The organism is Agromyces sp. NPDC056523, assembly GCF_042794545.1.
Lineage (GTDB): Bacteria > Actinomycetota > Actinomycetes > Actinomycetales > Microbacteriaceae > Agromyces.
In genome coordinates this window covers 386,391-406,128 of record NZ_JBHTTM010000004.1, presented here as the reverse complement: position 1 = coordinate 406,128, position 19,738 = coordinate 386,391, and the positions used below count along the sequence as shown (strand labels likewise).

At 71.1% G+C, this 19,738-nt stretch carries 19 protein-coding genes; 15 read left to right on the top strand and 4 right to left on the bottom strand.

The genetic code is table 11. From position 1 onward, the window contains the following. Window positions 1-13: 13 nt before the first annotated feature. From ACFQ58_RS15295 to ACFQ58_RS15285, 3 genes are all read right to left on the bottom strand, one after another. Complete coding sequence (locus ACFQ58_RS15295; RefSeq protein WP_376952017.1) at window positions 14-1,810, bottom strand: acyl-CoA dehydrogenase; 1,797 nt, start codon at window positions 1,808-1,810, stop codon at window positions 14-16. Between the two features lie 104 nt (window positions 1,811-1,914). After that, complete coding sequence (locus tag ACFQ58_RS15290) at window positions 1,915-2,136, bottom strand: tautomerase family protein (RefSeq protein ID WP_376952016.1); 222 nt, start codon at window positions 2,134-2,136, stop codon at window positions 1,915-1,917. 42 nt (window positions 2,137-2,178) lie between these two features. Beyond that, entirely contained in the window at window positions 2,179-2,976 is a 798-nt protein-coding gene (locus ACFQ58_RS15285; protein ID WP_376952015.1) for an IclR family transcriptional regulator, read from the bottom strand. Window positions 2,977-3,094: 118 nt separating this feature from the next. Between ACFQ58_RS15285 and ACFQ58_RS15280 the strand changes: the two genes are divergently transcribed. Genes ACFQ58_RS15280 through ACFQ58_RS15240 form a run of 9 tightly spaced genes read left to right on the top strand, consistent with a single transcriptional unit; the run spans window position 3,095 to window position 12,493 of the window. Next, window positions 3,095-4,033 (top strand): sugar kinase, encoded by a 939-nt coding sequence (locus tag ACFQ58_RS15280; RefSeq protein ID WP_376952014.1) that lies wholly within the window; start codon window positions 3,095-3,097, stop codon window positions 4,031-4,033. Continuing rightward, window positions 4,030-4,665, top strand: coding sequence for a bifunctional 4-hydroxy-2-oxoglutarate aldolase/2-dehydro-3-deoxy-phosphogluconate aldolase (locus tag ACFQ58_RS15275; protein ID WP_376952013.1), 636 nt, complete (start codon window positions 4,030-4,032; stop codon window positions 4,663-4,665). The genes ACFQ58_RS15280 and ACFQ58_RS15275 overlap by 4 nt, the downstream gene beginning before the upstream one ends. Next, window positions 4,662-5,480: a 5-dehydro-4-deoxy-D-glucuronate isomerase gene (gene kduI / locus ACFQ58_RS15270; RefSeq protein ID WP_376952012.1), complete on the top strand. Its 819-nt coding sequence runs from the start codon at window positions 4,662-4,664 to the stop codon at window positions 5,478-5,480. The genes ACFQ58_RS15275 and kduI overlap by 4 nt, the downstream gene beginning before the upstream one ends. Then, window positions 5,477-6,238, top strand: coding sequence for an SDR family oxidoreductase (locus tag ACFQ58_RS15265; protein WP_376952011.1), 762 nt, complete (start codon window positions 5,477-5,479; stop codon window positions 6,236-6,238). The genes kduI and ACFQ58_RS15265 overlap by 4 nt, the downstream gene beginning before the upstream one ends. 46 nt (window positions 6,239-6,284) lie before the next feature. Then, complete coding sequence (locus ACFQ58_RS15260) at window positions 6,285-7,382, top strand: sugar ABC transporter substrate-binding protein (RefSeq protein WP_376952010.1); 1,098 nt, start codon at window positions 6,285-6,287, stop codon at window positions 7,380-7,382. 1 nt (window position 7,383) lies between these two features. After that, window positions 7,384-8,418 carry an ABC transporter permease gene (locus ACFQ58_RS15255; RefSeq protein ID WP_376952009.1) on the top strand — a complete coding sequence of 345 codons (1,035 nt, stop codon included), beginning with the start codon at window positions 7,384-7,386 and terminating at the stop codon, window positions 8,416-8,418. Beyond that, window positions 8,415-9,977, top strand: a complete 1,563-nt coding sequence (locus ACFQ58_RS15250) for a sugar ABC transporter ATP-binding protein (protein ID WP_376952008.1) — start codon at window positions 8,415-8,417, stop codon at window positions 9,975-9,977. Before ACFQ58_RS15255 ends, ACFQ58_RS15250 begins: the two co-directional genes overlap by 4 nt. Then, window positions 9,977-10,978, top strand: a complete 1,002-nt coding sequence (locus ACFQ58_RS15245) for an ABC transporter permease (protein WP_376952007.1) — start codon at window positions 9,977-9,979, stop codon at window positions 10,976-10,978. The genes ACFQ58_RS15250 and ACFQ58_RS15245 overlap by 1 nt, the downstream gene beginning before the upstream one ends. 30 nt (window positions 10,979-11,008) lie before the next feature. After that, the gene (locus ACFQ58_RS15240; protein WP_376952006.1) at window positions 11,009-12,493 is read left to right on the top strand and encodes an aldehyde dehydrogenase family protein; all 1,485 of its coding nucleotides are present in this window, start codon (window positions 11,009-11,011) and stop codon (window positions 12,491-12,493) included. Window positions 12,494-12,575: 82 nt separating this feature from the next. Here ACFQ58_RS15240 and ACFQ58_RS15235 read toward each other — a convergent pair whose 3' ends face one another. Then, entirely contained in the window at window positions 12,576-13,343 is a 768-nt protein-coding gene (locus ACFQ58_RS15235; protein WP_376952005.1) for a FadR/GntR family transcriptional regulator, read from the bottom strand. A 149-nt stretch (window positions 13,344-13,492) separates the two neighbouring features. On the opposite strand from ACFQ58_RS15235, the gene ACFQ58_RS15230 reads away from it, so the two are divergent. Genes ACFQ58_RS15230 through ACFQ58_RS15205 form a run of 6 tightly spaced genes read left to right on the top strand, consistent with a single transcriptional unit; the run spans window position 13,493 to window position 19,609 of the window. Then, window positions 13,493-14,923 carry an MFS transporter gene (locus tag ACFQ58_RS15230; RefSeq protein ID WP_376952004.1) on the top strand — a complete coding sequence of 477 codons (1,431 nt, stop codon included), beginning with the start codon at window positions 13,493-13,495 and terminating at the stop codon, window positions 14,921-14,923. After that, entirely contained in the window at window positions 14,920-16,686 is a 1,767-nt protein-coding gene (locus ACFQ58_RS15225) for a dihydroxyacetone kinase family protein (RefSeq protein WP_376952003.1), read from the top strand. Before ACFQ58_RS15230 ends, ACFQ58_RS15225 begins: the two co-directional genes overlap by 4 nt. After that, on the top strand, window positions 16,679-17,149 hold the full coding sequence (locus ACFQ58_RS15220) for a ribose-5-phosphate isomerase (protein ID WP_376952002.1): 471 nt from the start codon (window positions 16,679-16,681) through the stop codon (window positions 17,147-17,149). The genes ACFQ58_RS15225 and ACFQ58_RS15220 overlap by 8 nt, the downstream gene beginning before the upstream one ends. Further along, window positions 17,149-17,925 (top strand): triose-phosphate isomerase family protein, encoded by a 777-nt coding sequence (locus ACFQ58_RS15215; RefSeq protein WP_376952001.1) that lies wholly within the window; start codon window positions 17,149-17,151, stop codon window positions 17,923-17,925. Before ACFQ58_RS15220 ends, ACFQ58_RS15215 begins: the two co-directional genes overlap by 1 nt. Next, the gene (locus ACFQ58_RS15210) at window positions 17,922-18,716 is read left to right on the top strand and encodes a sugar phosphate isomerase/epimerase family protein (RefSeq protein ID WP_376952000.1); all 795 of its coding nucleotides are present in this window, start codon (window positions 17,922-17,924) and stop codon (window positions 18,714-18,716) included. Before ACFQ58_RS15215 ends, ACFQ58_RS15210 begins: the two co-directional genes overlap by 4 nt. Then, window positions 18,713-19,609, top strand: coding sequence for a phosphogluconate dehydrogenase C-terminal domain-containing protein (locus tag ACFQ58_RS15205; protein WP_376951999.1), 897 nt, complete (start codon window positions 18,713-18,715; stop codon window positions 19,607-19,609). The genes ACFQ58_RS15210 and ACFQ58_RS15205 overlap by 4 nt, the downstream gene beginning before the upstream one ends. Window positions 19,610-19,738 lie beyond the last annotated feature (129 nt).

Sequence of the window (19,738 nt, the reverse complement as noted above, 5' to 3'; positions counted from 1 at the left end):
GTTGGGTGAGGCATCAGACGCGTGCGGTGCGGCGCACCACGTCGCCGAGCCCGCCGGCGTCGAGCGCGAACAGGTCGCGTGATCCGGCGGTGGCGGCGCCGACGAGACCGGATGCCGCGGGCAGCAGCTGCTCGGCGTAGAACCGGGCGAGCGGCAACTGCGCCGCCGCCACGGTGTCGCCGTTGAGCTCGCGAGCCGCGAGTGCGGACTTCGCGAGCAGCCAGCCGCCGACCACGAGCCCCCAGATGCGCAGGTACGGGGTGGATCCGGAGAGCACCGAGTTCGGGTCGGAGACGCCGGTGCGCAGCATCCACCCGGTCGTCTGCTCGAGCACGTCGAGACCCGCGTTCAGCTGTGCGCGGATGGACGCGAAGTCCTCACCGGCGGCCGCCAGCTCGCCGTCGAGGTCGCGCATGGTGGCGATGAACTCGAGGAACGAGGCGCCGCCCCGCACGCCGAGCTTGCGGCCGACGAGGTCGGCGGCCTGGATGCCGTTCGTGCCCTCGTAGATCGCGGTGATGCGCACGTCGCGGTAGTGCTGGGCGGCTCCGGTCTCCTCGATGAAGCCCATGCCGCCGTGGATCTGCAGCGCGAGCGACGTCAGCTCGTTACCGAGGTCGGTGCCGAACGCCTTGCAGATCGGCGTGAGCAGGCCGACGATCTCGTCGGCGCGGGCGCGGGTCGCGGCATCCGGGTGATTGGTCGAGATGTCGACGTACACGGCGTTCAGCAGCATCATCCGTCGCAGCGCGGCGATGTACGACTTCTGCGTCATGAGCATGCGGCGCACGTCGGGGAAGTCGATGATGGGGGAGTCCTGCGTGGCGCCGATCGCGCGGCCCTGGATGCGCTCGGTCGCATAGTCGAGCGACTGCTGGTACGCGCGCTCGGCGACGGCGAGGCCCTGCATGCCCACCGACAGGCGGGCACTGTTCATCATGACGAACATGATGCGCATGCCGAAGTTCTCGTCGCCGATGAGGTAGCCCGTGGCATCCTCGTACGACAGCACGCACGTGGGCGCCCCATGCATGCCCATCTTGTGCTCGAGGCCCACGGTGTGCACGCCGTTCCGCTCACCCAGCGAGCCATCCGCGTTCACGAGGTGCTTCGGAACGATGAAGCACGAGATGCCCCGCGTGCCGGCGGGTGCGTCGGGCGTGCGGGCGAGTACGAGATGCACGATCTGGTCGCTCAGGTCGTGGTCGCCGTACGAGATGAAGATCTTCTGGCCGGTGATGCCGTAGGTGCCGTCGGCCCGCTTGACGGCCTTCGTCGTGAGCGCGCCCACGTCGGAACCGGCGTGGGGCTCGGTCAGGTTCATGGTGCCGGCCCATTCGCCGCTGACCATCTTGGGCAGCCAGGCCTGCTTCTGCTCGTCGCTGCCGTAGTGCAGGAGCGCCTCGATCGCGCCCTGGGTGAGCAGCGGCCCGAGCGCGAACGCGATGTTCGCGGTGGTGGTCAGCTCCTGGATGGCGAGGCCGACCGTTCGCGGGAACCCGCCGCCGCCGAACTCCTCGGGCAGGGGCACCGAACCCCAGCCCGCGGCGACGTACGAGGCATAGGCCTCCGTGAAACCCGTGGGCGTGGTCACCGAACCGTCGGCGTTCAGGCGGGCGCCCTCGATGTCGCCGGCACGGTTGGTGGGAGCGATGACCTCGGACGAGAAGGCGCCGAACTCGTCGAGGATCTCGGAGACCGTCTCGAAGTCGGCGTGCTCGAAGCCCGGGAGCTGCTCGACCTGGTCGTAGCCCACGACGTGCTTGAGCGCGTAGACGAGGTCGGCGACGGGCGGACGGAATCCATTCATGTACGGAGGGTAAACCCGGGCTTCGCGCCGGGTGCCGACCTCTGTCGGGATCGACGACGCGGGCGGGTCGAAGCGGCGCCGCGCTTGTGGCATCCGGCAATCGGTCAGACGCCGTGCTTCGCGACCACGTCGGCCCGGGACGCGTCCTCGCTCGCCAGCACACCGCCGTTCGCGACGACATCGGCTGAGATCTCCTGGTACACGATGCGCACGTCCTGCGGGCGTGCACCGAGGATGTCCACGGCGTGGGCGGTGACGGCTTCGGCGAATGCGCGCCGCTGGTCGACGGTGCGGCCTCGCAGGAGCTCGACGGTGATATTGGGCATGGTTCCTCCTCGGTCGGATGGGTTCTCGTGGTCGGTCGGATGTCAGATCGCGGTCACGCGCCGGCTTCCGAACTGCCGGCTCAGCTGGTCGCGGGTCTTCAGAAGCAGCTCGATGATGGAGCGCTCGCGCTCGTCGTCGAGCCGTGCGATCGGCACCGAGCAGCTGATCGCATCCTTCGACGGCGTCTGGAACGGGAGCACGACCGCGAAGCACCGCATGCCGAGGCCGGCCTCTTCGGCGTCGATCGCGTAGCCCTGGCGTCGCACCTCGGCGAGGTGCTCGATGAGCGCCTCGCGGGAGGTGATCGTGTGCTCGGTGGAGGCGGGCAGCTGCTCGGGCAGGATGCGCCGGATCGTGTCGGCGGGGAGCTCGGCCAGCGCCGCCTTGCCGAGCGCCGTCGCGTGCGCCGGGAGACGTCGTCCGATGGCGGAGAACATGCGAAGCGGATGCGTCGACTCGCGCTTGGCGAGGTAGACCACGTCGGGCACCTCGAGGCGGGCGAGGTGCACGGTCTCGCCGGTCTCGGCGGCCAGTCCGTCGAGGGCGTCGGATGTGCGGAGCACGGTGGGGTCCTGGTCGACGTAGGAGGATCCGATGAGGAGCGCGTTCATGCCCAGTGCATAGGTCGACCGCGCCGCGTCGCTCTCGACCCATCCCCGATGCTCGAGCGTGCGCAGGATGCTGTGCATGCTGCTCTTCGGGATGCGGAGACGCGCCGACAGCTCCGCGAGGCTCGCTGCGCCGGATGCGAGCGCTTCGAGCACGTCGAGCGTGCGATCGGCGGACTTCACGGGCACGAAGTCGGGGTCGTCCGCGCCACCGGACGGGGATTGACTCATCGGTTCTCCTTGACGCCTTGACGTTCACATTCTTGAACGATGTTCTCATACTTGACTCGGGTCGCGGAATCAGTCTACGGTCTCCGTACAAGATACGGAACATCGTTCAAGGATGAGGATGGACTGCATAACCCTCGGCGAACCGCTGATCTGCTTCGACAGTGGCCAACAACCGCTCGACGCGGCATCCGTCGTGCAGAAGTACGTCGTCGGAGCCGAGAGCAACGTCGCGATCGGACTCGCCCGCCTGGGCCGATCGGTCGCGTACATCGGCAGGGTCGGGAGCGACTCGCTCGGGCGTGAGATCCGCCGGACCCTGCGCGGTGAGGGCGTCGACGCCTCCGGCCTCGTCGTGGCCGCATCCGCCCCGACCGGCGTACTCCTGAAGGAACGCTCCACCGCGGGACGCACCGAGGTGACGTACCACCGTGCAGGCTCGGCCGGCTCGACGCTCAGCGTCGCCGACCTCCCGGCCAGGTTCGCGGGCATCCGCCGGCTGCACGTGACCGGCATCACCCTGGTGCTGAGCCCCGCGGCACGTCGAGCCGCTCTCGAGGCGATGCGACGCGCCCGGGCGGACGGATGCCGCGTGAGCCTCGACGCGAACTTCCGGCGCAAGCTCGCGCCCGCTCCGACGTTGGTCGACACCTTCGAAGAGGCGGCCGGCCTCGCCGACGAGATCCTGCTCGGCCGCGGAGAGGCCGCGCTCTGCGCGGGCTCCGACGACGACGCGGCGCTCGAGGAGTACGCGCGATCGCTGTCGGCCGAGACGGTGGTCCTCAAGGGAGTCGGGGGCGGGGCGAGCGCGTTCGCCCGGCACGAGCGCATCGAGCTCGAGCCGGGTACCGTTCCCGTCGTCGACGCGGTCGGCGCCGGCGACGGATTCGCGGTCGGATTCCTTCACGCCCTGCTGGACGGCGCGCCGATCGTCGACGCGCTCGAGCTCGCCGGGCGCGTCGCCGCGCGCGTCGTGAGCACGCAGGGGGACTACCAGGGCCTCCCGTATGCAGAGGACCTGCTCTCCGAGCCCGCCCGCGAGCGGATGGTGCTGCGATGACGGGACTCGACGACGTGCTGACCCACGCGCCCGTCGTGGCGGTGGTGCGGCACGACGAGGCATCCGTCGCCGAGCGCATCGCACTCGCTGCCGCGGACGGAGGCGTCCGCGCGATCGAGATCACCTTCACCGTCCCCGACGCGGGTGCGCTCATCGAGCGACTCGTCGGGATGCTGCCCGCCGTCGCCATCGGCGCGGGCACCGTGCTCACCCCCGGTCAGGCACAGGTCGCGATCGACGCCGGAGCGACCTTCCTCGTCTCGCCGATCTCCGATGCCGCCGTGCTGCGCCGCGGGGCCGACCATGGCGTCCCGGTGCTGCCGGGCGCCTTCACACCGACCGAGGTGGCCGATGCCCGTCGCGCCGGAGCGCACGCGGTGAAGGTCTTCCCGGCCGCTTCCCTCGGCACGGGCTTCGTGAGCGCGCTGGCCGAGGTGTTCCCCGACATCCCGCTCGTGCCCACCGGCGGCATCGCGCCGGCCGAGGCGGGCGGATGGCTGACGGCCGGCGCCGCCGCCGTGGGCATCGCCGGCGCCTTCACGAGGGCGTGGCAGCACGGCGGCGCCGACCACGTGAAACACGCGGCGATCACCGCGATCGCCGCCGCGACCGACTCGAGGAGCAGTGCATGAACATCGACCGCCCGGCCATGGACGCCCAGCGCGCCCGCGGTGCGACGACGCAGGAGTTGAGGGACGCGTTCCTCGTCGAGGGCCTCTTCCGAGCGGGAGAGGTCTCGACGGTGCACACTGCGGAGGACCGGATGCTCATCGCCGGCGTCGTCCCGTCGGGGTCGGCGCTCGAGCTCCCCGAGATCGAGGCGCTCGGGCCGGACGGGCTCGAAAGGCGCGAGTTCGGCGTCGTCAACGTCGGCGGCCCTGGAGTGGTCGTCGTCGACGGCGAGCGATACGAGCTAGCCTCGCGCGACGGCCTGTACGCCGGTCGCGGCAGCTCACTCTCGTTCGAGGGCGACGAGGCGCGCTTCTACGTCGTCGGCACCCTCGCCCACACGCAACTTCCCGCCGCGCGCATCGCCTTCGACGAGACCGAGCCGGTCGAGCTCGGCGACGAGGCGGGTGCCGGCCGCCGGCGCCTCTACCGTTACATCTGGGGCGGCGGCACCGTCGAGTCGTGCCAGCTGCAGCTCGGCGTCACGGTGCTCGAGCCCGGCGCGGTGTGGAACACCTTCCCGCCGCATCTCCACGAGCGCCGCACCGAGATCTACCTCTACTTCGAACTGCCCGACGCCGCTCGCGTCGTGCACCTCATGGGCGAGCCCGAGCACACGCGGCACGTCATCGTCGCGAACGAGCAGGCCGTCATCGCGCCGCGCTGGTCCATCCACTCCGGCGCCGGGACCGCGCGATACTCCTTCGTCTGGGCGATGGCCGGCGACAACCGCGACTACGGCGACCTCGCGCCCGTTCCCGTGGAGGGCCTGCGATGACAGTCGACACGCTCTTCTCCCTCGCGGGCCGCCGCGCGCTCGTGACCGGTGCGAGCTCGGGGATCGGACGGCAGATCGCACGCGGACTCGCCGCGGGCGGGGCATCCGTCGTGCTGATCGGCCGATCAGCCTCGCTCGACGCCACGCGTGCGCAGATCGCCGCGCAGCACGGCGATGCGGTGATCGCGCGCCTCGACCTGCGCGACACCGACGCACTCGAAGAAGCGGCCGGCGAACTGGCCGTCGAGCACCCGGTCGACATCCTCGTCAACTGCGCGGGCACGATCCAGCGCGGTCCGTTCCTCGACGTCGACGACGACGAGTGGCGCGACCTCATGGCCGTGAACCTCGAGGCGCCCCGCGTGCTGAGCCGGGCCTTCGGCGAGGGCATGCTCGCGCGAGGTCGCGGGAAGATCATCAACATCGCGAGCCTGCTCTCGTTCCAGGGAGGCCGCCAGGTCGCCGGGTACGCCGTGAGCAAGCACGCCCTCGTAGGGCTCACGCGGGCGCTCGCGAACGAATGGGCCGACCGCGGGGTGCAGGTGAATGCCATCGCCCCCGGCTACATCGCCACCGACAACACCGCGGCCCTGCGCGCCGACCCCGAGCGCGACCTCGAGATCCTCTCGCGCATCCCCTCGGGGCGCTGGGGTCGCCCTGAAGACCTCGTCGGCGCCGCGATCTTCCTCGCCTCGCCGGCATCCGACTACATCACCGGACACACCCTCGTCGTCGACGGGGGGTGGATGTCGCGATGAAGCAGACCACCCACCTCACCACGAAGCCCGAAACGGAGCACAGCACATGATCACCACATCCGCCCGCAGCCGGCGCGCGCTCGCGTTCGCCGCCGCCGGCCTGACCGCGCTGGCACTCGCCGGCTGCGCGAGCGACTCCGCCGCCGAAGGCGACGGCGGACAGACCGCCGCCTGCGCGCCCGAGGACATCCAGCTCATCGGCCAGGTCCGCAACGAGACGAACCCGTACGAGAAGGCCTGGCTCGACGGCGGCGACGAGTTCGCCGAGTCGGTCGGGCTCACCCAGACCCGCCTCACCTATGACGGCGAGTCGCCCAAGCAGCAGGAGCAGCTGCGCCAGGCGCTCAGCACCGGCAACCCCGAGTGCATGGTGCTCAACGTGCTGCCCAACGGCGACTCCGACACGACGCCCATCGTCAAGGAGGCGGATGCCGCGGGCGCCTACCTCGTGACGCACTGGAACAAGCCGGCGGACCTCAACCCGTGGGACGGATACGACACGTGGATCTCGCACATCACGTTCAACGGCGTGGACTCGGGCCGCCAGATCGCCGAGGCGATGTTCGAGGCCATGGGCGGCGAGGGCGGCATCATCGCACTTCAGGGCATCCTCGACACGAGTGCCGCCAAGGACCGGTTCATCGGCCTGGAGGACGCGCTCGCCGAGAACCCCGGCGTGACCCTCCTCGACGAGCAGGCGGCCGACTTCGACCGCACGACCGCGTTCAACGTCACCAAGACGCTCATCACCAAGCACGGCGACGCGATCAAGGGCGTCTGGGCGGCCAACGACGACATGGCCCTCGGCGCGTTGCAGGCGCTCGAGGCCGCCGGCATGACCGGCGTCGCGGTCGTGGGCATCGACGCGGTCCCCGAAGCGGTCCAGGCGATCGCCGACGGCAAGATGACGGCGACGGTGTCGAGCGACGGCCCGTGGCAGGGCGGCATCGGCCTCGCGATGGGCTACTGCGCGCTGACCGGCGAGCTGGACGTCGCGGACCTCAGCGACGAGGAGCGCGCCTTCTTCGCGAAGCAGACCCTCATCGACGCCTCCAATGCGGAAGCGAACCTCACGCCGTCGGTGAACCTCGAGGACTTCGAGTGCGGCAACCTGTTCAACCGCGTCGACGGGCCGGTGAGCTGACATGACGCCCGCCCGGCTCGGGCAGGCGCCGCCCGAGACCGGGCGGACCGCCGGCCCACCACGTCCTTCGCGGCGCTTCGACCGTGCGACGTTGCTGGCCGACTTCGGCCCCCTCGCCGCACTCGTGCTGCTCTGCGCCCTCTTCGCCGTCCTCAGCCCGCAGTTCGCGACGTGGGGCAACGTGCGGAACCTCCTCGACTCGGCTGCGGTGCTCGCGGTCATCGCGGTCGGCCTCACGTTCGTCCTGCTGCTCGGCGCGATCGACCTGTCGATCGAGGGCGTCATGGCGACCGCCGCCCTGAGCGTCGCCCTCCTCGTGGCCAACAGCCGGAACGACATCGACCTCGGCCTGCTCGGTGTCGTCGCGGCCGTCGCGCTCGGCGCGTGCTTCGGCCTCGCGAGCGGCATGCTCTCCACGGGACTCAAGATCCCGTCGTTCATGACGACGCTCGGCATCTCGGCCATCGGCATCGGCATCGCGACCGTGCTGTTCGGCGGCATGCAGCCGACGCTGCGCTCGCCGGAGCTCGCCGAGTGGGCCGCCGGACAGTGGTTCGGACTCACCCGGCTGACGTACGTCGCGCTCGCGGTGGTCGTCATCGGGCTCCTGGTCCAGCGATACACCCGTCTCGGCCGGTACGCGCGGGCGATCGGCGGGGCCGAGGAGCTGGCGCTGCTCTCCGGCATCCCGGTGCGTCGCTACAAGACCCTGGCGTTCACGTTCGCGGGTGCCGCGTACGGGCTTGCGGGTGTCATGGTCACGGTCCAGCTCGGCTCGGGCATCGTCCAGGCCGGTGTCGGGCAGAACTTCGCGGCGATCACGGCCGCAGTCGTCGGCGGCACGCTCCTGTCGGGAGGCCGCGGCGGCGTGCTGCAGTCGATCGTCGGGGTGTTGATCGTCACCGTCCTCGCCAACGGGCTCGTGCTCATCGGAGTCAGCCCCTACGTGCAGCGGGCGGTGCAGGGAGTGATCGTCGTCGTCGCCGTCGTCATCACGGCGTGGCCGCTGCGGCGGAGATTGCGAGTGGTCAAGTGAGTGCGGACATCGAGACGACCCTGGACGTGGAGCGCCCGTCGGGCACCGCGCCGGTGCTGGCGGTGCGGGAGCTCCTGAAGCGATTCGCCGAGACGACGGCCCTCGACGGCGTGACCTTTGAGGTGCGGCCGCACGAGGTCGTGGGGCTCATCGGCGAGAACGGCGCGGGCAAGTCCACGCTGCTGAAGATGCTGGTCGGGCTCGCCCAGCCCGACTCGGGTTCGATCGAGCTGCGGGGCGAGCGCGTCAGGATGCGAGGCATCGCGCAGGCGGGCGCGGCGGGAATCGGAATGGTGTTCCAGGAGCAGTCGCTCATCCCCAACCTGACGGTCGCCGAGAACATCCTCCTCGGCGCAGAGGGCCCCGCCGTGGTCGGCGGCCTCTACCGCTGGAAAGAGCTGAGGCGGCGCGCCCAGGTGCAACTCGACAAGATCGGCTCGGACATCTCGACCGACGCCGTCACCGAGAGCCTCAGCTTCGCCAACCGGCAGCTCGTCGAGATCGCGAAGGTCCTCGCGACCGAGGAGCGCACCAACGCCGAACCGGTCGTGCTCCTCGACGAGCCGACCTCGGTGCTCGACCGCGACGAGACCGAACTGCTGTTCGCCCAGATCGAGCGGTTGCGCACGCGCGCCTCGGTCGTGTTCGTCTCGCACCGCCTCGACGAGGTGCTCCGCGTCTCCGATCGGGTCTACGTGCTGCGCAACGGCCAGACCGTGGCGGAGTGCGTGCCCGGGGACGTCGATGAGGCGACCCTGCGCCGGCTCATGATCGGCCGCGACCTGGAGGGCAGCCACTACGACGAGGAGCGGCAGCTGCCGCCCCGCGAGGAGGTCCGCCTGGCGGTGCGCGGTCTCACGGTCAAGGGCGTGTGCGACCGCGTCGACTTCGACCTGCACGAGGGCGAGGTGCTGGGGATCGCCGGCGTGCAGGGATCGGGCCGGGAGGAACTGTGTCGGAGCCTCTTCGGCGCGCTCGCGAGCCGCAACGAGTCCGTCACGCTGCAGGGGCGCCCGCTCAGGTCCCGTTCGCCTCGGGCCGCGATCGCCTCCGACATCGGCTTCGTGCCTGCTGAGCGCCGTCGCGAGGGGATGGTCGGCTCGATGTCGGTCGCCGAGAACATCACCCTTCCCCACCTCGCCGAGGTATGCGCGGGCCCGCTCCTGCAGCGCGGCAAGGAGCGCGCACTCGCCGAGACGTGGATCGAGCGGCTCAGCATCCGCACCCCGTCGGCATCGGCGCCGCTCGGGTCGCTGTCGGGCGGCAACCAGCAGAAGGCGGTGCTCGCCCGGTGGCTCGTCTCCGACTCGCTGCGGCTGCTCATCCTCGACCACCCCACGCGTGGCCTGGATGTCGGGGCGAAGACGGAGGTCTACCAGTTGATCCGTGAGCTCACGGCGTCCGGGATGTCGGTGCTGCTCATGGCCGACAGCCTCGAGGAGCTCATCGCCATGAGCCACCGCGTGCTCGTCATGAAGGACGGGCGGGTCACCGAGGTCATCGATGCACCTGCGGGCGCGAAGCCCGCCCCGCTGCGAGTGCTGGAACGGATGGTGTGATGAGCGTCACCGACAAGACCGGCACGTTCGCCCGACTCGGCGAGCCGCCCCGGCTCACGCAGACCACGCGTCGGCAGTTGCTGCTCACCGTGATGCCCGTGATCGTCCTTGCGGCGCTCGTCGCGGCGATCGCGATCGCGAACCCGAACTTCCTCCGGCCCCTGAGCATCTGGACCGTGCTGGATTCGGCAGTGCCGCTGATGATCCTGGCCTCCGGTGCGATGCTCGTCATCCTGTGCGGCGGGATCGACCTCTCGGTCGCCGCGCTCGCCTCGATGGCATCGGTGCTCGTCGCCCTCTGGATACCGGTGCTCGGGCCGTGGGTCGTGCCCGTGGTCGTGCTGGTCGGCGCCCTCGCGGGGCTGCTGCAGGGCGCCATCCACGTCGTCGCCCAGATCCCGTCGTTCCTCGTCACCCTCGGCGGCCTGGCGGTCTGGTCGGGGATCGCCCTCGTCGCCTCCGGCGCGTCGACCGTCGGCGTGTCGGGTTCGACGCTCGACTGGACCTTCACGCGGGTCGGGCCCTGGCGCATCCCGAGTGCGGTGCTCATCGCCGCCGCGATCGTCGCCGTCTTCGCGCTCGTCCTCACCTTCACCCCGGTGCGGCGCTGGCTGATCTCGATCGGCAGCAGCGAGCCGGCCGCACTCATGGCCGGCGTGCCGGTCGCCCAGACCAAGATCGCCGCGTTCGTCGTGTCGGGCGCGTGCGCGGGATTCGCGGGCGTCATGCTCGTCGGCCGCACGTACAGCGGTGCGCCGGGCCTCGCGGATTCCCTGCTTCTGCCGGTGGTCGCCGCCATCGTGGTGGGTGGGACGGCGATCACCGGCGGATTCGGCGGCATCGGACGTACCGTGATCGGGGTGCTCATCATCACGGTGCTGCGCGTGGGGCTCTCGGTGGCGGGCGTCGACTCGTCGTTCGAGCAGATCTTCTACGGTGTGCTCGTGATCGCCGCCGTCGCCCTCACGATCGACCGCTCCAAGCTCCCCTTCGTCAAGTGACCGCACGTGACGTCAACTGAAAGGAACACCATGACCAACGCAGCCCTCCTGCCGAGCGTCGCCGAGTTCGTCGGCTCGCCCCGGCAGCTGCTCATCGACGGTGAGTGGCAGGATGCCGCGGACGGCCGCACCTTCGCGACGATCGACCCCGCGACGGAGGATGCGATCACGCACGTGGCCCAGGCCGGGCCCGAGGACGTGAACCGGGCGGTCGCCGCGGCCCGCCGCGCGTTCGAGCACGGCTCCGCGTGGAACCGGTTCACCCCGCGCCAGCGTGGACGCCTGCTGTGGAGGATCGCCGACCTGCTCGAGGAGCACGCCGACGAGTTCGCGCAGCTGGAGGCGCTCGACGGCGGCAAGCCGTTCGTCGGCGCGCGCGACGGCGACGTCGCAACGGCCGCGGAGCTGTTCCGCTACTTCGCCGGCTGGGCGAACAAGACCGAGGGCACGACGATTCCGCTCTCCAGCGAGACCTCGGAGTTCCTCGCCTACACGGTGCGCGAGCCGATCGGGGTCGTGGCCGGGATCGTCCCGTGGAACTTCCCGTTGACGATGGCGGCCTTCAAGATCGTCCCCGCGATCACGGCGGGCAACACCGTCGTGCTGAAGCCGGCCGAGCAGACGCCCCTCAGCGCGCTGCGCCTCGGCGAACTGCTCCTCGAGGCCGGACTGCCGGCGGGAGTCGTCAACGTCCTTCCCGGGTTCGGTGACACCGGGGCGGCCCTCGTCGCGCACGGCGACGTCGACAAGGTCGCCTTCACGGGCTCCACGGACGTGGGCAAGAAGATCGCGGCGGCCGCCGCCGGCAACCTGAAGAAGGTCTCGCTCGAGCTCGGCGGCAAGGCCCCGAACCTCGTCTTCGACGACGCCGACCTCGCCAAGGCGATCCCCGGCTCGGCGCACGCCGCGTTCTTCAACCAGGGTCAGTGCTGCGTGAACGGCTCACGGCTCTACGTCCAGCGCGGCGTGTTCGACGAGGTCGTCGCAGGGATCGCGGAGATCGCCCGCGGCATCCGGGTCGGCAGCGCCTTCGACGAGCGCACCGACATGGGGCCGCTCATCTCCGACGAGCAGTTCGCGAAGGTCACGGGCTACCTCGAGGCGGGCGTCGCCGAGGGGGCGACGGTCGCCGAAGGCGGCGTCCGCGTCGGGGAGCGCGGCTACTTCGTGCGTCCGACCGTCTTCACCGACGTGAGCGAGCAGATGTCGATCCAGCAGGACGAGATCTTCGGGCCGGTCGTCACGGCGGTGCCGTTCGACAACGAGGAGGAGGCCATCAGGCTCGCCAACAACACCCGCTACGGTCTCGCAGCGGGCGTGTGGTCGCGTGACATCGGCACCGCGCACCGGGTGGGCGGCCGCCTCCGGGCGGGCACCGTCTGGCTCAACTCGTGGCACGCCGACGACGTGACGCTGCCCCGCGGCGGGTACAAGGAGTCGGGCTGGGGTCGCGAGCTCGGCTCGTTCGGCCTCGAGGACTACACCGAGCTGAAGACGGTCATCGCCGAGCTGTGACGGCCCCGCGGCTCGCCGAGCTGTGACGGTAACGCGGCTCGCCGAGCCGCGTGACCACACTTCGGCGACGGATGCGGTCGCCCTACGCTGCGCCGACGCCGTCGTGCTCGTCGGCCGCGCGACGGGACAGTCTCGCGGATGCCGTCGCCATGTGCGCCGCCATCGCTGAGGCGGCGGCATCCGAATCCCGAGCGACGAGTGCGCGGTACACGGCGTCGTGCTCGTCGAGCGCTGCTCGCGCCTGCGTCTCATCTTGCACGGCCCGGTCGACCCAGACCCGCAGCAGCGAGCGCACGATCTGCAGCATGTCGAGCAGCACCGAATTGCCGGCGCTCGAGGCGAGGTCGTGGTGCCAGGCGAGGTCGGCCTTGACGAATGCCCTGAGGTCGCCGCTGTCGATGGTGGCCCGCATCCGCTCGAGGTGCGCCCCGAGACCGGCGAGCTGCTCGTCGGTCAGCCGGTCGGCGGCGATGCGCGCGACGAAGATCTCGAGACCGGACCGCAGCTCGAGCAGCTCGGCGGTGCTGCGCTCGCCGATGAGCATGCCCCAGCTGAGGCTCTGGGGGAGCAGCTCGCTCGCGGTGCCGCGGAGGTAGGTGCCCGAACCGGGGCGTACGTCGACGATGCCGAGGATCTCGAGCGCCGCGAGAGCTTCGCGTACGGCCGAACGGCCCACCTCGAGGCTCGCCGCGAGTTGGCGCTCAGGAGGAAGTCGCGTGCCGGGCGGGATCGAACCGCTGGTGAAGAGGTCGAGCAGGCGCGTGGCGACGACCGAGACGGCGGAGCCCGACGGCAGGGCGCCGAGTGCGGCCGCGATCTCGGCCGAGCTGTCATCGCGGAAGACGGGCATGCCTCCAACCTACCAACCGGTTCGGCCGAATGCGGGGAGGCGCGAATATCGTCGTTGGGGTTGCAATTGGTCAACCGGTTTGCCAATATGGGTGGAGTCATCCAATGCCGGAGTCCTCCGGCTCGAGCAGGAGAGAACCAGGAGTCAGCGTGGACACCACCACCCGAGTCGCGGCCCCAGCCGTCGCGCAGTCCGCCATCCGGAAGGTCGCCGTACGGCTCGTGCCGTTCGTCGCGTTGATGTTCTTCATCAACTACCTCGACCGCACCGCGATCGGCTTCGCCGCCCCCAACGGCATGAACGAGGACCTGGCGCTCTCCGCGGCCCAGTTCGGCTTCGCGTCGGGCGTCTTCTTCATCGGCTACATCCTCTTGGAGGTGCCGTCGAACCTCGCGCTCCACAAGTTCGGCGCCCGCAAGTGGCTCGCCCGCATCATGGTGAGCTGGGGCATCGTCGCGGCCCTCTTCACGTGGGTGCAGAACTTCGAGCAGCTCGTCGTGCTCCGCTTCCTCCTCGGTGTCGCCGAGGCCGGCTTCTTCCCGGGTGCGATCCTCTTCCTCAGCCTCTGGGTACCGGCCGCCTACCGCGGCAAGATCCTCGCGCTGTTCTACCTGGCCCAGCCGCTCACCACGGTCATCGGCGCCCCGCTCGCGGGCCTGCTGATCCAGCAGGACGGCGTGTTCTTCGGCCTCGAGGGCTGGCGGTTCATGTTCCTCGGCGTCGCGATCCCCGCCATCGTGGTCGGCATCATCGCGTGGTTCTACCTGAAGGACCGCCCGGCCGACGCGAAGTGGCTGAACCCCGCCGAGCAGGAGTGGCTGACCGACGCGCTCGCGTCCGAGAAGGCCAAGACCGAGGCATCCCAGCACCACGTCTCGGTGAAGCACGCCTTCAAGAGCGGCCGGGTCTGGACCCTCTCGTTCATCTACTTCGGCTTCATCTACGGCCTCTACGCGCTCGCGTTCTTCCTTCCCACGATCATCGAGGGCTTCCAGGCGCAGGCCGGCGTCGAGTTCGACGTCTTCCAGAAGGGCCTCATCACGGCGATCCCGTACATCCCGGCCGCGATCATGCTGTGGCTGTGGTCGCGCGACGCGACCCGCCGCGGCCTGCGGACGTGGCACATCGCGGGCCCCGCCATCGCCGGCGCCGTCAGCATCCCGCTCGCCCTCTTCGCCGGCTCGCCCGTGCTCACCATCGCCGTCATCTCGATCACGGCCATGGCGATCTTCGCGGCGCTGCCCAACTTCTGGACGCTGCCCACGCAGTTCCTCACGGGCGTCGCGGCGGCCGCGGGCGTCGCGCTCATCAACACCATCGGCAACATCGCGGGCTTCAGCGCCCCGTTCGTGACCGGCGCGGTCGCCGACTGGACCGGCGGGTACGAGGTGCCCATGTTCATCGTCGGCGCCTTCATGCTCGTGTCGGCGATCCTCATGATCGCCCTCGCCCGCGAGGGTCGCGTGCAGGTCGCCCACGGCAGCGCCCATGCGGATGCCGCGGCGCCGCTGCAGGCTCGTGAAGGCCAGGCGTCCGCTGAGGCCGCCGACACGACCGCGTCGGAGGAGGCGCGGCGATGACCCGCCTGCACAACCGGCCCGAGGACTTCGCCGACGAGATGATCGACGGGTTCGTCGCGGCCAACGGCCGCCACGTCCGTCGCGTCTCCGGCGGGGTCGCCCGGTCGACGGCGACGCCCCAGGGGCAGGTCGCGGTCGTGATCGGCGGGGGCTCGGGCCACTACCCGGCCTTCGGCGGGCTGGTGGGCCAGGGCCTCGCGCACGGCGCGGCCATGGGCAACCTCTTCGCCTCGCCCTCGACGCAGCAGGTCCGCTCGGTCGCTCAGGCGGCCGAGCGGGGCGGCGGCGTGCTGTTCAGCTACGGCAACTACGCGGGCGACGTGCTCAACTTCGACGCCGCGCAGGAGCAGCTGCGGGCCGCGGGCATCCCGGCCGAGACGGTCACGGTCACCGATGACATCTCGAGCGCTCCGGTCGCCGAGAAGCACAAGCGCCGCGGCATCGCGGGCGACCTCACCGTGTTCAAGTCCGCGGCCGCGGCGGCCGAGGAGGGCTACGAGCTCGCCGAGGTCGCGCGCGTCGCCCGGCTCGCGAACGAGCGGACCCGCTCGTTCGGCGTCGCCTTCACGGGCTGCACACTGCCGGGCGCCGAGGCGCCGCTGTTCACCGTCCCCGAGGGTCGGATGGCGGTGGGCCTGGGCATCCACGGTGAGCCCGGCATCGGCGAGACCGAGGTTCCCACTGCCGACGGGCTCGCCGAGCTGCTCGTGTCGAGCCTGCTCGCCGAGCTCCCCGAGGGCGTCGAGCAGGCGTCCGGGCAGCGCGTGGTCCCCATCCTCAACGGCCTCGGCGCCCTGAAGTACGAGGAGCTGTTCGTCGTCTTCCGCCGCATCGCGCAGCTGCTCGAAGAGGCCGGCCTGGAGATCGTCGACCCGCACGTCGGCGAGTACTGCACGAGCTTCGACATGGCGGGCGGCTCGCTCACCCTGTTCTGGCTCGACGACGAGCTCGAGCGGCTCTGGAACGCCCCGGTCGAGACGCCCGCCTACCGTCGCGGCGCGGTCGTCGAGGCGGCGCGAGTCGAGGTCGACGAGGCGGCGACGGATGGCGCGGGTCGCGACATCCCCGTCGGCAGCCCCGAATCGCAGCAGGCCGCGGCCCTCGCGCTCGCCGCCCTCGAGGCGACGGTCGCGACGATCGACGAGCACGTCGACGAGCTCGGCCGTATGGACGCGATCGCCGGCGACGGCGACCACGGCATCGGCATGCAGCGCGGATCGCACGCGGCGCTCGACGCGGCGCGCGAGGCCGCCTCGGCGGGCGCCGGCGCGGCGACCCTGCTCGCGCACGCCGGCGACGCCTGGTCCGACCGGGCCGGCGGCACGTCCGGTGCGCTCTGGGGCGTGGCACTCCGCGAGGTCGGCGCCGCGCTCGGCGACGACGCTGCCCCCACGAGCGAGGCGGTCGCCACCGGCGTCGCCGGGGCTCGCGACGGCATCCAGTCGTACGGCAAGGCCCAGGTCGGCGACAAGACCATGGTCGACGCGCTCGTGCCGTTCGCCGAGACGCTCGGCCAGGAGGTGGAGCGCGGGGCACGCTTCGCCGAGGCGTGGGCCGCCGCCGCCTCCGTGGCATCCGCGGCCGCCGCCGCCACCGCCGACCTGCTGCCCCGCATGGGGCGCGCGCGCCCGCACGCCGAGAAGAGCCTCGGCACGCCCGACCCGGGCGCCCACTCGTTCGCGCTCATCGTCACGGCGGTGGGCGAGGTCCTCGCCGGCAGCGCCGGTGCCCTGAAGGAAGAAGAGGAAGCACAGCATGCCTGATCAGCTCCGCATCGTCGTCGGCAGCGATGACGCCGGGTTCGCCTACAAGGAGATCCTGAAGGGCGATCTCGAGCAGCACACCGGCGTCGTCTCGGTCGTCGACGTGGGCGTGGACGCCGACGGGCACACCGCGTACCCGAAGGTCGCGGTCGCCGCGGCCGAGCTCGTCGCCTCGGGCGAGGCCGACCGGGCGTTGCTCATCTGCGGCACCGGCCTCGGCGTGGCGATCGCCGCGAACAAGGTGCCCGGCATCCGTGCCGCGACCGCGCACGACAGCTTCTCGGTCGAGCGCAGCGTGCTCTCGAACGACGCGCAGGTGCTCACCATGGGCCAGCGCGTGGTCGGCATCGAGCTCGCCCGCCGCCTCGTGCGCGAGTGGCTGACGTACCGCTTCGACCCCGCGTCGGCGTCGGCCGAGAAGGTCGCCGTCATCGGTCAGTACGAGACCACCGGGTCCTGCTGATGTTCCCGCGCGTGTCGGTCGGGGTGAGCCTGAAGATGTACTTCGGGCACGCCGACGCGCGCCGCTGGTTCGAGCGCGTCGCCGAACTGGCCGCGCACCCCGCCCTGGTCGATGGCCGGGTCGAGTGCTTCGTGATCCCGAGCTACCTGCAGGTGCTCCCGGCGCTCGACACGTTCGCCGGCACGCGCGTCGTGGTCGGGGCGCAGGATGTCGCGACCGAGGACTCGGGCGCGTTCACCGGCGAGGTCTCGGCCGCCGAGCTCGCCGAGGTCGGCGTCCGCGTCGCCGAGGTCGGCCACGCCGAGCGGCGTCGGCTCTTCGGCGAGACCGAGGAGGTCGTCGGCGCCAAGACCGCCGCGGCCCTGCGAAACGGCATCGCGCCGGTCCTGTGCATCGGCGAGACCGAGCGAGCGGATGCCGCGACCGCGGCATCCGCGACCATCGCGCAACTGCGCTCGGCACTGGCCGACGCGCCCGCGGGCCGCGTGCTCGTCGCGTACGAGCCCGTCTGGGCCATCGGCGCGCCGGAGCCCGCGCCCGTCGAGCACATCGCCGAGGTCGCGCGCGCCCTGCGCGGCGAGCTCGACGCGCTGCCCGGACGCGAGGGCAGCCTCGTCATCTACGGCGGCTCGGCCGGTCCGGGGCTCCTGACCGAGCTCGGCGACGCGGTCGACGGGCTGTTCCTCGGCCGCTTCGCGCACGACCCGGCAGCCCTCGCCGACGTGCTCGACGAGGCTGCCGCGCTCGCCGACCGCCGCGAGGAGGCGATCGCATGATCGGCCTCGGCACCTACGCCTTCTTCTGGCAGCAGTCCGACCGCGTCGAGCAGCCGCTCGGCCTGGTCGACGTGCTCGAGCGCACACGCGACCTCGACGTCGACCTGTTCCAGGTCTGCGACTACGCGCCGCTGCTCGGCATGTCCGACGCGGAGCTCCGCGAAGCGGCCACGGCCGCACGCCGGCTCGGGCTGACGATCGAGCTCGGCACCAAGGGCGTCGCGCCCTCGCACCTCCGCGCCTTCCTGCGCCTCGCCGAGGTGTTCGACGCCGATCTGGTGCGCAGCATGGTGTACGCGCCGGGCTTCCGCCCGAGCCTCGACGAGGCGGCCGGGATGCTCGACGAGGTCATGCCCGAGTTCGAGGCGGCGGGCGTCACGCTCGCCCTCGAGACGTACGAGCAGGTTCCGACCGCCGAGCTGGTCGGCCTGGTCGAGCGCGTGGGCGGCTACCGCGTCGGCATCTGCCTCGACCCGGCGAACGTCGTGGCCGGACTGGAACTGCCGAAGGACGCCGTCGAGCGCTGCGCCCCGCTCACCCGCAACATCCACGCCAAGGACTTCGCGTTCGCCCGGCAGGACGGCTGGGTGGGCTTCACCTACAGCGGCGCCCCCATGGGGGAGGGCCTCCACGACTACCCGCACCTCGTCGAGACGGTGCGCCCCGAGGAGCGGGGCGTGAACCAGATCGTCGAGCACTGGCTGCCCTGGCAGGGCGACCCCGAGACCACCGTCCGCACCGAGCAGGAGTGGACGGCCACCGCACTGGACTACTTGAGGAGTATCCGATGAGCACCACCGACACCATCACGCCCACCGAGACCGCTGCACCCGTCGAGACCCACGTCATCGCCGTCATCGGCGCCGGCGGCAAGATGGGCATGCGCGTCTCGAACAACCTGGTCAAGACCGCGCACACCGTCTTCTACAGCGAGAACTCGCCCGCCGGCCAGGAGCGCGTCCGCGACGCCGGCCGCGAGCTGACCGCCACGTCCGACGCCGTGCGCGACGCCGACATCGTCGTCCTCGCCGTGCCCGACCTCGCGCTCGGCCCGGTCACCGCCGACATCGTGCCGCAGCTCAAGCCGGGCGCGATCGTGCTGACGCTCGACCCGGCCGCGGCGTACGCGGGCTTGCTCACCACGCGCGAGGACGTCATCCAGGCCGTCGCGCACCCGTGCCACCCGTCGGTCTTCCTGCAGCGCACCACCCCCGAGGAGTATGCGGACACGTTCGGCGGCATCGCCGCCCCGCAGGACGCGATCGCCGCGATCGAGTCCGACGACCCCGCCAAGGCCGCGATCGTCGAGGCGACCGTCCGCGCGATCTACGCGCCCGTCATCGACGTGCACTGGGTCACCGTCAAGCAGCTCGCGCAGCTCGAGCCGACCCTCGTCGAGACCATCGCCTGCATGATCGGCGCCCTGCTCAAGGAGGCGCTCGACGAGGCCGTGAACACCATGGGCGTGCCCGAGGCGGCGGCCCGTTCCATCCTGCTCGGGCACACGCAGGTCGCGCTCGCCAACGGCCTGCGCGGCGACAACCCCTTCAGCGACGCGTGCCTCATCGCCATGGACTACGGCAAGTCGACCATCATCAAGGACGACTGGAAGAAGGTCTTCCAGGACGACGAGCTCGACAAGAACCTCGCCCGCATGCTCCACCTGGACAAGATCGAGCGCTGATTCGGGCGGGCGGCAACGCGCCGCCCGTCGAACGAGGCCGAGGGCGCCCACCAGTGGAGGGTGGGCGCCCTCAGTCCATCGGCGTTCGAAGTGAGCGGCAGGATCATCATCGAGAATCGCGCTGTGGTA

What these genes read in the sequence shown, in the direction of transcription:
- ACFQ58_RS15295 (WP_376952017.1), bottom strand. Translation starts at nt 1,810, where the DNA reads ATGAATGGATTCCGTCCGCCCGTCGCCGACCTCGTCTACGCGCTCAAG.
- ACFQ58_RS15290 (WP_376952016.1), bottom strand. Translation starts at nt 2,136, where the DNA reads ATGCCCAATATCACCGTCGAGCTCCTGCGAGGCCGCACCGTCGACCAG.
- ACFQ58_RS15285 (WP_376952015.1), bottom strand. Translation starts at nt 2,976, where the DNA reads ATGAGTCAATCCCCGTCCGGTGGCGCGGACGACCCCGACTTCGTGCCC.
- ACFQ58_RS15280 (WP_376952014.1), top strand. Translation starts at nt 3,095, where the DNA reads ATGGACTGCATAACCCTCGGCGAACCGCTGATCTGCTTCGACAGTGGC.
- ACFQ58_RS15275 (WP_376952013.1), top strand. Translation starts at nt 4,030, where the DNA reads ATGACGGGACTCGACGACGTGCTGACCCACGCGCCCGTCGTGGCGGTG.
- kduI (WP_376952012.1), top strand. Translation starts at nt 4,662, where the DNA reads ATGAACATCGACCGCCCGGCCATGGACGCCCAGCGCGCCCGCGGTGCG.
- ACFQ58_RS15265 (WP_376952011.1), top strand. Translation starts at nt 5,477, where the DNA reads ATGACAGTCGACACGCTCTTCTCCCTCGCGGGCCGCCGCGCGCTCGTG.
- ACFQ58_RS15260 (WP_376952010.1), top strand. Translation starts at nt 6,285, where the DNA reads ATGATCACCACATCCGCCCGCAGCCGGCGCGCGCTCGCGTTCGCCGCC.
- ACFQ58_RS15255 (WP_376952009.1), top strand. Translation starts at nt 7,384, where the DNA reads ATGACGCCCGCCCGGCTCGGGCAGGCGCCGCCCGAGACCGGGCGGACC.
- ACFQ58_RS15245 (WP_376952007.1), top strand. Translation starts at nt 9,977, where the DNA reads ATGAGCGTCACCGACAAGACCGGCACGTTCGCCCGACTCGGCGAGCCG.
- ACFQ58_RS15240 (WP_376952006.1), top strand. Translation starts at nt 11,009, where the DNA reads ATGACCAACGCAGCCCTCCTGCCGAGCGTCGCCGAGTTCGTCGGCTCG.
- ACFQ58_RS15235 (WP_376952005.1), bottom strand. Translation starts at nt 13,343, where the DNA reads ATGCCCGTCTTCCGCGATGACAGCTCGGCCGAGATCGCGGCCGCACTC.
- ACFQ58_RS15225 (WP_376952003.1), top strand. Translation starts at nt 14,920, where the DNA reads ATGACCCGCCTGCACAACCGGCCCGAGGACTTCGCCGACGAGATGATC.
- ACFQ58_RS15220 (WP_376952002.1), top strand. Translation starts at nt 16,679, where the DNA reads ATGCCTGATCAGCTCCGCATCGTCGTCGGCAGCGATGACGCCGGGTTC.
- ACFQ58_RS15215 (WP_376952001.1), top strand. Translation starts at nt 17,149, where the DNA reads ATGTTCCCGCGCGTGTCGGTCGGGGTGAGCCTGAAGATGTACTTCGGG.
- ACFQ58_RS15210 (WP_376952000.1), top strand. Translation starts at nt 17,922, where the DNA reads ATGATCGGCCTCGGCACCTACGCCTTCTTCTGGCAGCAGTCCGACCGC.
- ACFQ58_RS15205 (WP_376951999.1), top strand. Translation starts at nt 18,713, where the DNA reads ATGAGCACCACCGACACCATCACGCCCACCGAGACCGCTGCACCCGTC.